The sequence below is a fragment of the Stakelama portus genome (assembly GCF_003171655.1).
GTDB classification, from domain to species: Bacteria; Pseudomonadota; Alphaproteobacteria; order Sphingomonadales; family Sphingomonadaceae; genus Sphingomonas; species Sphingomonas portus.
In genome coordinates, this window is sequence record NZ_QFZL01000001.1 from 1150472 (window position 1) to 1162420 (window position 11949).

Here is an 11949-nt window from a genome sequence, read left to right on the forward strand (position 1 = left end):
GGTAGGGCGCCCGGCGCGCCTGCTCAAGCGTCCAGCGGCAAGCTTTGCTGCCCGGCGGCAAAGCCCGGCTTGTGACGCGCCAGCAGATCGTCGGGCAGCGGGTAAAGCGTCGGCCCGGCGCTGTAGAGCAACGCCGCCTCGATTCGTCGCCCGGGAAAGATCACCTGCAATGCAGCGACATAGGCCGCCATTTGTCGCAGGTGATAGGGCGGAACTGAGTCCAGCGTCGCCGGTGCGCGGCGTCCGGTCTTGAAATCGACGACGCGAACCCGGTCCGGCGCAACGACCAGTCGATCGACCGTGCCCGACACCACAACGCCGTCGACGACCGCGGCGATCGGCGCTTCGGCAAGCGCGTCTGCGGCGAACAACGCCGCGAAAGCCGGATTTTCGATGACGTTCAATGCCGCCGCGACCAGTTCGGCGCGCGCATCGGCATCGCTGACGCCCCCGGCTCCGGCCAGCCAGCGATCGGCCGCACCCGCGCGGTCGGCCGCGGCAATGCCGGGAAGCCGTTCGAACAGCGCATGAAGCAATCGTCCCCGCTCCGCCGCAACACGCATCGCCGGCGATGGCGGCGGATCGGATACGCTGTCGTCCCCCAACGAAGACGGTGCCAGCGGACGCGGTGGACGCGCTTCCACCGGCGCCGGGCGACCCGCCCATTCCGGCAGCGCCGCAGACGCCGGCTCCGCTGCAGCTTCGCGGCGCAGGGTCGGGACGGCTGCCGGGGGCGTAATGCCGCGGAATATGCGTTCTCCGTCGCACGCTTCGACTTCGAGCCGGTCGAACGCGCGCGCGGCCACCGCATACCAGCTTTTTTCCGGGGGCACGCCCTTTGCCTGCGGGCCCAGCGCTCCGGCAATGACCAGCTGCTCCTCCGCCCGCGTGGCGGCGACGTAAAACAGCCGCCAATGTTCCTCCAGCTCGCGCGCATCGCTCGTTTCGATGACGCTGTCGAGCGGCCCGCCCCGTTCGGCGGCACGCGGCCGAAACACCGGCAGCTTCACCCGATCGGCCCCGGTATCGACTTCCCAGCCAAGGAAATCGCGCCGGTTTCGAGTCGGATCGACGGTCGCGTCGGCAAGGATCACCAGCGGCGCCTGAAGCCCTTTCGATCCATGCGCTGTCATCACGCGCACGGCATCGCCCGGCGCGGTCAGGTCGCGCGCGATATCGACATCCCCGCGATCGAACCAGTCGAGGAAACGCTGAAGCGAGGGTGTCGCCACCTGCTCGAAATCGAGCGCCGCGTTGAGCAGTTCGTCGATCGGATCGCGCGCCTCTTCGCCAAGCCGCAGCAACAGTTTTTCGCGGCCCTTGAGATCGCCCGAGAGGATTTCCTCAAGGAAGCGATAGGGCGTCGTCAGATCGGCACGGGCGAGCATCGCGTGCAGAGGCGCGAGCCGCGCCTCGGGCTGCGTTGCGCGCAGATGCCGCCACAGCCGCCCCCGCTCCCGCACTGCCGCAGCCATCAGTTCGTCCTGGCTCCACCCGATCAGCGGCGAAACCAGCAACGAGGCGAGCGACAGATCGTCTTCGGGCTGAAGCACGAAACGGATCGCCGCGAGCAGATCCTGCACCGCCAACGGCGCGTTGAGCCGCAACCGGTCGATCCCGGCGACCGGCACGCCCTGCGCATAGAGCCGCGCGACGATCAACGAAGCAAGCTCGCCGCGCCGCTTGACGAGGATCATGATATCCTCCGGGCGCAGCGGACGCCCCTTGCTTTCCAGCATCGCTCCGGCGTCGAGCCACTGGCGGATCTGCCGCGCGATATCGCCGGCGAGCTTTCGGGTCGCGTCATCGACCCATTCCTCTTCGTCTTCCTCGCTTCCGCCGGCCACGGTGCACGGCCAGAGCGTCACCGTGCCCGGCCCCTTCACTTCGCTGGCGTGCGGTTCGGGTTCGCTCAGACTGCCCATCCCCGGCTCGGGCAGGGCCGCGATCGCGGCATCGACGAATTCGAGCACCGGGCGCGTCGAACGAAAACTGTGCGTCAGCGAGAGCGTTTCGAGCTCGGGCGCATCGACGTCATATTCGGGCGCATTTTCGGCGAGCCGCCGGAAGCGTTCCTGCGCGGCATAGAAGAATTCGGGCGCAGTCCCCTGAAAGCCATAGATCGCCTGTTTATAGTCGCCGACGGTGAACAGCGTGCGCACGCCGCTTTCGCGCGTGCCGCGTCCGGTGAAGAATTCGTCGGCAATCGCGGCCACGATCGCCCATTGCCGCGCATTGGTATCCTGTGCCTCGTCGATCAGCAGGTGCTCGGTCGCCTGATCGAGCTTGAAGCGAACCCATTCGCCCATGCCCGGCGTACCGAGCAACTGCACCGTGGCGCGGATCAGATCGTCGAAATCGACCGCGCCGCGCCGCCGCTTGATCCGCGCATAGGCGGCGGCATATTCGCGCCCGGCTTCAAGGCCGGAGGCGAGCAGATCGGCATAGGCGGCACGCGTGCGCAGCGCGATCAGGCCGGCACAGCGTTCCCCCAGCGCCATCGCCAGCTCCGCATAGCCGGGATCGGCCTCAACCAGCTTTTTGGAATAGGCGCGCGGCTCGCCTTTGCCGGTGTGGAACACAGTGACGAGATCGGTAAGCGCCGCCGCCCGCTCCTGTGGCGCGGCGGCAAGCCATGCGGCAACGATGCCGACATGGTTTTCGGCCGTCGCGGTTCCCCATTGCCGATTGGCGGCGATGACCCGGTTCAGCCCCGCACAATCGAACGCATCGTCGCTGCACGCGTCGACAATCGCCGACTCGATATCCCCCGTCGGCAGGTCGAGCGCACGGCGCAGAAAGGGTTGAATACCGGTGGGCAGCGCCTCCATCGCATCGGGCGCGCGCGCGCATTCGCGCAGGAAATCCTCCGCCTTCCCTTCGCCCATGCGCAGGCTTAGCGCACCGACGGCGTCGATCAGCCGGTCGCGCCCTTCCCGCTCGGCGGCGACCAGCATTTCGGCAAGCGCCTCGCGCTGAAGCGCCGCTTCCTCGCGCGCTTCGAGCGGGCGAAAACCGGGCGCAAGCTCTGCTTCGAGCGGAAAGGCCGCGAGCAATGTCTGGCAAAAGCTGTGGATCGTCTGAATGCGCAAACCACCGCCCGGCGCATCGAGCACACGCGCGAACAGGGTGCGTGCACGCGCCATCAATTCGGGGGTAGCGGTTTCGCCCAGCGCGGCCAGATCCATCCGCAGCGCGCTATCGTCCGCGCGCACCCAATGGGCGAGCCGACCGGAAATACGCTCGGCCATTTCCGCCGCACCTGCCTTGGTAAAGGTCAGGCACAATATCGCGCCGGGATCGACACCGCGCAGCAACAGGCGGAACACGCGCGCGGCCAGCACCTGCGTCTTGCCGGTGCCCGCCGACGCAGACAGCCAGATGTTGCGAGCAGGATCGCTCGCCGGGGCCTGATTGCCGCGCAGCGCGGGGAGCGGTTCCTTGCGCATCAGTCGCGGCCCACCCATTCGTCGCGCCGCATCAGCTGGTCATATTCGGCATAGGGCGCATATTCGGGGTGCAGCTTGGCCGTGAACGGGCGGTCGCCGGTCAGCCAGTCGCCCGCGACATCGCTGAAATTATCCGCCGCGATGGCGACGAAATCGGCGGTGGGGATGCGGTTCTTCTTGCCCTCCGGATCCACCGGCGTGGCGATATAGCCGAACTGATCCTTCGCCTTTGCCAGCGACCAATATTCGAACGCAGTCGCGACGCCCGCAATGCCCGCAAAACCGCCGCGCTCAGCAATCAGGCCGAGCAGCCCGAGTTGAAGGCTGAATCCCGCCTGCACAGCGGCGGCCGAGGGCGGCTTGCCGGTCTTGTAATCGATGATCCCCAGCGTCCCGTCGGGCATGCGGTCGATCCGGTCATATTTGCCCTTCAGCGTCACACCCGCGATGTCGATGCTGCCTTCCTGCTCGACATCAATCAGCCTGCGCCCCTCGGCGATCTTTCGGGTCAGTTCGGCGGCGATCCAGTCGATCGCCTCCATCAGGCGCGGCTGCCACAGCGCGCGCATCATCGGGTGCGTGCGCGCATCGGCGAACATCGCGCGCGCCCGCACCTGCAATCGGGCCGGATCGCAGCCATCGTGCCGGAACCATTTTTCGAGGACGTCATGCGCCGCCGTGCCGCGCCAGGCCGCACTGGGATCGGCATCGACCGGATCGAGCGGCAACAGGCGCAGCATCCGCCGCGCGTAAAAGGCATAGGGATCGGCCTTCAGCCGGTCGACTTCGGTGACCGAAATCACCTTGGGCCGGTCCTTGGCCGGGGGGCCGGGCTCCGGACGACCGACGGGCCGATAATCGCCCGGCTCGTCCATTGCCGCCAGCCAGGCCTCCAGCTCGCGGTCGCGGGCCAGCCCGCCCGAAAGCGCCTGCAGCCGCAACCAGAAGCGCGAAGCAATGGTCGGCGCGCTGGCATCGCGGCGCGCGCGGGTCAGCAGTACTTCGCGGGCGCCCAGCGCGCCGGCAAAATCATGCGCCGAAAGGCCGATCCGCCGCTCCAGTCCCGGCAGGCCGAGTTCGCTGCGAATCCGCGGCGCCAGCCAGGGGTCGGGCGCCGGGAGGCCTGGCCAGACACCCTCGTTCAACCCGCCCAGGATCATCATGTCGGCGGTTTGCAACCGCGCTTCGAGCAAGCCGAGAATGGCAAGGCGCGGATGGCCACCCTGTGGCGGCCGCACCGCGACTTCGTCCATCAATGTACGCAGCATCGCCGGGATGCTCGCCGGATCGACCAGCGCGGGACCATCGCCGGCGCGCGCCTCCAGATCGTCGAGGAGATCGGCGGCGGCGCGGCCATCGACCCGGCTCCACAGCGAATCGCCGCCCAGCGCAGTCGCGGTTTCGCGCAGCGCATCGAGCAGCACGGCAAGCGGTTGTTCGCCACCGCTCCATGCCGTTGCCATCGGTTCGAACACCGGACGCACGTCGCGCCACCAGCGTTCGGCAACTTCGCGCAGATGCCCGTCGCGCCCCTCCTGCTCGGCAAGGTGCCGGTCGATCCCGGCAAGGCCGGATGCAGGCCGGGGCCCCCGCAGCGCGAGATCGAGACTGCGCGCCCCCTCCAGCCATTGAAGCCGCGCCTCAGGCTGAACCAGCGGATGTTTGAGCAGCGCCAGCAACGGCAGCGGCGCGAAATCCTGCGCGGCGGCTTCCGCCAGTTCCAGCAATAATGTGCCCGGCGGCAGCATCGACAGCGGACGACCGGCGGTGTCGTCGACATCGATCTTCCACCGCGCCAGATGCGCCGCGACGCGCCCCGCCAGCGCACGATCGGGCGTCACCAGCGCGGCAGTGCGCTCCGGCGTCTCCAGCGCCTCGCGCAGCTTGAGCGCGATCGCCTGAGCCTCGTCGGCGGGGGTTGCGACTTCGATCGCAGTCACTCTGGGCAATCGACGCTCGGCATCGGGCAACGCATTCCAGCCATGCGTCCGTTCGGGTGGCGCCATCGCCGACGCGATGGCACGGCTGCGCTGCGCGGGCGCGTCATGCTCGCTCGCGGCGACCCAGCGCGCAAATTCGCCGCGCTGCACGCCCATACGGTCGAGCAACAGCTTCAGATGATATTGGGGATGGGTTTCGATCGCACGCTTGCGGCGTCCGGTCATCGGATCGGGGGCGTGCGGCCCCAGCATGTCCCACTCGCCGTCGGAAATGCCAGTGGCGAGCCCGGGCAGGACGACCATCCCGCGCGGCAATTCGCTGACGACGCGCAACAGCCGCGCAATAGCCGGCGCCGATGTCGTGATCCCCGCCGCGCAGATGAATCCCGGCGGCGGAACCTCGCGCCAGCGTCGCGCCACTCTCCCGATCAGCCGCGCTCGCCGATCCGCCAGGTCGATGCGGCCAAACCGGGCGAGCTCCTCCGGCCAGCGCGTCAGCACCAGTTCGAACAGCGCCAGCGATCGCTGCCAATGTTCGGACAGCTCTGCGCCGACATCGATTTCCCGCAACGCGCGCGGTGCGACTTCCTCGACCAGCAGCTGATCGAGCGTGCGCGCGAGATCGCCGGCCAGCCGGATCGCCTCCCCGGCGTCCGATACGCCGCCTGATTCGACGATCAGCCGGGCGAGGATCATCCGGCGCTGCAACGGTGCCACGGCGGGCGGCACCGGTTCGGCATCGTCGGCGGGATCGAAGATCGTGCCCACGGCCTCATCCAGTTCGGGATCGCCGATCGCCACCAGTCGGGGCAGCAACAACCCCGCTCCGCTTGCGCGCACGAATGCGTCGGAAATCGCGCGTTTCGCGCGGTTGTTGGGCAACAGCACCAACCCGCGCGCAAGCTGCATCGGATCGCGCCCGAAACGCCGGATCAGACCGGCGGCAAGCGCGTCGGAAAAGGCCCGGTGCGGCGGAATCGTATAGAGGTGCGGCTTACGCGCTTCGGCCATAGCGCGTTGTGGCGCCCGGCTGGGGGCAAGGCAAGCGCCCCGCCCGCTTCGACTACATCTCGGTCAGCGCGCTTTCGGTTTCCTTGATCGCGCGCGGCGTGCCGACATCGAACCACAGCCCCTGATGGACCAGACCCCATGCCCGACCAGCCTCGATCGCCCGCTCCCAGAAGACATTGGTGGAGAAGGGCCCTTCCGGCCAATCGGCGATCAGGCGCGGCGACAATATCTGCACGCCGGTAAAAACGAAGGGCGCGAGCCGCCCTGCCTTGCGCCGACCGGTTATCCTGCCATGCGCGTCGATATGGAAATCGCCCTGACCGCGATGGCTGGCCGCCCGCGCAAGCGGCACGAGCAACAGCAGCGCGTCCATCCGATCATCGTCCCATTGCCGCGCAAGGATGCGGATCGCATCGGTCGGCCCGTCGATCCACAAATTATCGCTGTTGACGCAAAGAAACGGCTTGTCGCCCAACGCCTCACGCGCCTGGACCAGCCCGCCGCCGGTTTCCATCAACTGCTTGCGCTCGTCGGAAATCACCAGTTCCATGTCGTGCACCCGATTGCGCAGATGCGCCTCGAGTGCGTCGGCCAGATAATGGACGTTCACCACCGCGCGCTTGACGCCGGCCGACCGCAGCCGATCGAACACATGGTCGATCAACGGCTTGCCCGCGACTTCGACCAGCGGCTTGGGTCGCGTCGCGGTGAGCGGGCGCATGCGCTTGCCCAGCCCGGCCGCCATCACCATTGCGGTTTCGGGCACCACGCCGCCCGGATCGGGACGCAGCGAAAGCGTATGGGCAGTGGTCATTTGCCGGAAAGCTCCATGGGGTCGCCGCGCAATCGGGCGGGGATATTCGCTTCGAACCATGCGGCGACCGGCTTGAGCGCCGGGTGCGCCAGATCGCGGTTGAGATAGCGCCAGACACGCGGACACAGCGTCGGGTAACGCTGTTTGCCGTCGCGCTGCCAAAGCCGGGTAAAGATCCCGACGATCTTGGCATTCCGCTGCGCGCCGAGCACATGATAGGCGATGTCGAATGCGTCGTCCGCGCCGGTAATCCGGCGATAGCGATCGAGCATCGCCGTTTCCAGATCGGCGGGCACGTCGCGCCGCGCGTCCTGAAGCAGCGAAACCAGATCATAGGCAGGGTGGCCCGCCAGCGCGTCCTGGAAATCGAGCAGGCCCAGCGTCTCGCTGCCTTCGATCAGCATGATATTCTCGGCGTGATAATCGCGCAGCACCGTGACCGGCGTCGCGTCGCGAACCGGGGCGAGAACCTGTTCCCATGCCGCGCGATAACCGGCGACATCGGCCTCGATCCCCACTGCCGGGCAATACCATTCGGTCAGCAAGGCGGCTTCGCGATGATATTCGGCGTCGCTATAGGGGCGCACCGGCGCGGCTTCATGCGCATGCAGCCGGACGAGCAGGTCGACCGCCGCTTCGTACAGCCGCAACTCGCTTTCCGGTGCGGCATCGACGGTTTCGCGCATGCGCGCGTCGCCGAAATCCTGCAGCAGCACCAGCCCATGGTCGAGATTCTCGCCCAGAATCTCCGGCGCGGCAAAGCCCTTTCCGGTCAGCCAGCGCGCTATGTCGATGAACGGTCGCGGATCCTCATGCGGGGGCGGCGCATCCATCAAGATCGCGCTGCGGTCATGGTCGAGGATGCGAAAATAGCGACGAAAGGACGCGTCCCCCGCCAGAGGCAGGATCTGCGCCTGCGCCCATCCGATATCGGACAGAAAGGCGGGCGCGGCGGCGGGCGGATTCATATCGATTGCCATCGCGCCCTCCATGCCTCCGGCACCTGCGCTGTCAAGGACCGCGTGCCATCGGGCAACGGCGTTAGCGATAGTTGCAGCGCATCCGCCCATGCCGATGCGTCGAACCGCTCAGGCCATTCGACGACCAGCAGCGAATCATATCGCGCATCGTCGAGGCCGAGTTCTTCCGCCTCATCAGGGTCTTCGATCCGATACAGATCGACATGGAGTATCGGAAAGCGCACTTCGGGCGGGTCATAGGGCTGGACGATCGCGAAACTGGGCGACGGCGCTTCGCCCGCCAGCCCGAGCGCGGCGAGCAGGCCGCGCGCGATGCTCGTCTTGCCCGCCCCGAGCGGTCCCGACAGCGTGATGACGTCGCCCGGTTGCGCGACGGCGGCAAGTTTGGCGCCGAGCGTGAGCGACGCATCAAGGTCGGTCAGAATCATTTGCGCGGCAGTTCGACGATCACCATCGTCCCCTCGCCTTCTTCGGACACCAGGCTGATCGTGCCGCGATGCGCCTCGACAAACTGGCGGGCGAGCGGCAGCCCCAGGCCGAGCGCGCGTTCGCCGCTGCGCGAGGTGCTGGCATGGGCGAAGCGATCGAACGCCCGCGCCTGTGCTTCGTCCGACATGCCGGGGCCATCGTCCGACACGACGATCCGCGCCCGATTGTCGTCGCCGTCGAGGTGCAGCAGCACGCGCCCCTTTTCGGGCGTACCGCTGATCGCATGGCGCAGCAGATGTTCGACCACCTGCCGCAACCGCCGTTGCTCGCCGGTAACCGATCCGGCCGAACCCTGAACCTCGACCGCCAGATCGATACGCTTTTCCCGGGCGAGCGGTCCGATCGCTTCGGCAGCGGCATTGGCGACAAGTTCCAGATCGACCGATTTGCGCTCGATCGGCGCGTCTTCATTCTGGGTAAGGTCGAGCACGTCGTCGATCAGCCCGCCCAACCGTTCGACCGACATCAGGATCGATTCGACATATTCGGTGCCGCTCTCGCTCAATTTGCCGGTGTAGCCGCCATGGAGCATTTCGGCGAAGCCCTTGATCGAGGTCAGCGGCGTACGCAGTTCATAGCTCATATTCGCAACGAACGCGGTCTTCACGCGGTCAGCCGCCTCCAGCGCCTCGTTTCGGTCGCGCAGCGCACGTTCGATACGATGCCGGTCGCTGGTGTCGAGCATCGTGAACAACGCATTGCCGTCAGGCAGCGGAACCGCCGCGATTTCGAAATGACGCCCGTCCTTCAGCACGATCGACCCGCCGCGCTGTTGCCGGTCGCTGGCGGCGAAGCGGACCAGATCGCCGATCAGCTTGGCGCTTTCCGGGCGGGCAAGCCGCGGCGCGATGTCGCGCGTCAGCGTCGGAATCTGCGGATGCCCGTCGAGAAATTCTTCCTCGAACCCCCATACCGCGCGGAACTTGCGGTTCCACAACTGCAACCGCCCCTTAGCGAACACCGCGACTGCCTCGGCAAGGCTGTCGATCATCGCAGTACGTACCTGCTGCATCTCGCCATGTTCGCGCTGAAGCTGGAATTGCTGGGTCTGATCCTCGAAGATCAGCAGCAATCCGCCTTCAGGCAGCGGCTGGGCGACGACGCGCAGATGCGTGCCGCCAAGCACCGTCCAGATCTCTTCCACCGGCTCGGGCGACATGAACCATTCGCGGCGCTCATCCTTCCATGCCGGGAAATCGCGCACATCGGGCAGCCGGTTCGCCTCACGCATCCTCTCGAGAACGCGGTCGAACTCGGGCCGGTCGGCGAGCCATTCATGCTTCATCGCAAACATGCGGCGGAACGGCTGATTGGTGAAGACCAGCCCACGATCGGGCGCGAATTGCGCCACGCCCGAGGAGAGTCGATCCAGCATGGCGCGCTGCGCCTCGTTCGCGCGTTTTATGCCGCCACGCGCCTGTTCCAGATCCTCGACATCGATCGCGAAGCCCGCGACGCCCCCGGTCGGCAGCGGAATGTCGTGCAGCCGCAGCATCCGGCGCGCGCCGTCGATAGTGGCCGGCATGGCGGCGACCTGAGGCTCCTGCGTGTCCCGCGCGATGGCGGCGTTGGCGAGCGGCCCGCCCAGCCCTGCGCCCTCGACCAGCTCGAGCCCGCGCGTCACGACATCTTCGGAATCCTTGCCCTCGACCGCGCGGACATAGGCAGTGTTGACCATCAACAGCCTCAGATCGGCGCCGCGATACCACATCGGAATCGGCGCAGCTTCGATCAGCGCCTGCAGCGCATCGAATGCGGTGCGCAACCGATTGGCATCACGTTGCAACCGGGCAATCTCATTCTGGCTTTCGGTAGCGTCGAGGAACCACAGGATCACGCCGCCCGGCGCATGCATCGCTTCGGGCGCGCGCACGCCGACGACAATAAGCGCGCGTTCGGAATCCTTTGCACGCACCGTCATGTGGAACGGCTTGGCACCCTTTTGCGCGGCGGTGACGTGATCGGAAAGCGATTTCGCCTGATCTTCCGGCAGTCCGCCGTCGCGCGCGACGAGTTCGGAAAGGTCGCGCGGCATATTGTCGAGGCCCAGCCAGTCCGTGAGCCGCCGCGAGGTTTCGACACGCCCGTCCGCACGCACCACCATCGCCTGAGCAGGCGATCCGGCGACCAGCATTTCCAGCCGGTTGTTCAGATCATGCGTCGCCCGCGCATCGGCACGCGCGCGCAAACCGGCGAACAACGTGCCGGTCGCGATCACGACCAGCAACGCGATCACCGCACCCGCGATTGCCATTGCCGTCTGGGAAACTTCGATCAATTCGTGCTGCTCCGGCGCATGCTGCCCCTGTCCTTAGGACAAGCGAGGCGTGCGCGGGAAGCCGGTAAAGGCAGCACGCCAACGAAATCGGGGCGCGGCACCCCTTGGCACCGCGCCCCGTTCGCTTCGGCTATCGCCCCAGATCAATATCGATAATGATCGGGTTTGAAGGGGCCTTCGACGGGAACGCCGATATAGGCGGCCTGTTTGGGGCTGAGTGTGGTGAGTTTGACGCCGAGCTTGTCGAGGTGGAGCGCGGCGACCTTTTCGTCGAGATGCTTGGGCAGGACATAGACGTCGTTCTTGTATTCGTCCGACTTGGTCCACAATTCGATCTGCGCCAGCGTCTGGTTGGTGAAGCTCGAGCTCATCACGAAGCTGGGATGGCCGGTGGCGCAGCCCAGATTGACCAGGCGGCCCTTGGCCAGCACGATGATCTTGTTGCCTTCGGGGAATTCGACTTCGTCGACCTGCGGCTTGATCTCGGTCCATTTATAGTTGGACAGCCCCGAAATCTGGATCTCGCTGTCGAAATGGCCGATGTTGCACACGATCGCCATGTTCTTCATCGCCTTCATGTGATCGGCGGTGATCACATCGGCATTGCCGGTCGCAGTGACGAAGATGTCGGCGCGCTTGACCGCATCTTCCATCGTCACGACTTCATAGCCTTCCATCGCCGCCTGCAGCGCGCAGATCGGATCGATTTCGGTGACGAGCACGCGCGCGCCGCCGTTGCGAAGGCTGTCGGCCGAACCCTTGCCGACATCGCCGAAGCCCGCGACGACCGCGACCTTGCCCGCCAGCATCACGTCGGTCGCACGACGGATCGCGTCGACCAGCGATTCCTTGCAGCCATAGAGATTGTCGAACTTCGACTTGGTCACGCTGTCATTGACGTTGATCGCCGGGAACGGGAGCTTGCCTGCCTTCGACAGGTGATAGAGGCGGTGCACGCCCGTCGTCGTCTCTTCGCTGACGCCCTTGA

At 66.5% G+C, this 11949-nt stretch carries 7 protein-coding genes; all 7 read right to left on the minus strand.

Annotated elements, in window-relative coordinates; genetic code table 11:
* Positions 1-23: 23 nt before the first annotated feature.
* The gene (gene addA, locus DKB74_RS05390) at positions 24-3449 is read right to left on the minus strand and encodes a double-strand break repair helicase AddA (protein ID WP_239987380.1); all 3426 of its coding nucleotides are present in this window, start codon (positions 3447-3449) and stop codon (positions 24-26) included.
* On the minus strand, positions 3449-6400 hold the full coding sequence (addB, locus tag DKB74_RS05395; RefSeq protein WP_109807003.1) for a double-strand break repair protein AddB: 2952 nt from the start codon (positions 6398-6400) through the stop codon (positions 3449-3451). Before addB ends, addA begins: the two co-directional genes overlap by 1 nt.
* 52 nt (positions 6401-6452) lie before the next feature.
* Positions 6453-7214: a nucleotidyltransferase family protein gene (locus DKB74_RS05400; RefSeq protein ID WP_109807004.1), complete on the minus strand. Its 762-nt coding sequence runs from the start codon at positions 7212-7214 to the stop codon at positions 6453-6455.
* A complete protein-coding gene (locus DKB74_RS05405) occupies positions 7211-8182 on the minus strand; it encodes an aminoglycoside phosphotransferase family protein (protein ID WP_193504385.1) in 972 nt (323 codons plus the stop codon). The genes DKB74_RS05400 and DKB74_RS05405 overlap by 4 nt, the downstream gene beginning before the upstream one ends.
* Positions 8179-8622, minus strand: a complete 444-nt coding sequence (gene tsaE, locus DKB74_RS05410; protein WP_109807005.1) for a tRNA (adenosine(37)-N6)-threonylcarbamoyltransferase complex ATPase subunit type 1 TsaE — start codon at positions 8620-8622, stop codon at positions 8179-8181. Before tsaE ends, DKB74_RS05405 begins: the two co-directional genes overlap by 4 nt.
* Positions 8619-10961: a PAS domain-containing sensor histidine kinase gene (locus tag DKB74_RS05415; RefSeq protein WP_109807006.1), complete on the minus strand. Its 2343-nt coding sequence runs from the start codon at positions 10959-10961 to the stop codon at positions 8619-8621. The genes tsaE and DKB74_RS05415 overlap by 4 nt, the downstream gene beginning before the upstream one ends.
* Positions 10962-11104: 143 nt before the next feature.
* A partial coding sequence (locus DKB74_RS05420) for an adenosylhomocysteinase (RefSeq protein WP_109807007.1) occupies positions 11105-11949 on the minus strand: 845 nt, incomplete at its 5' end.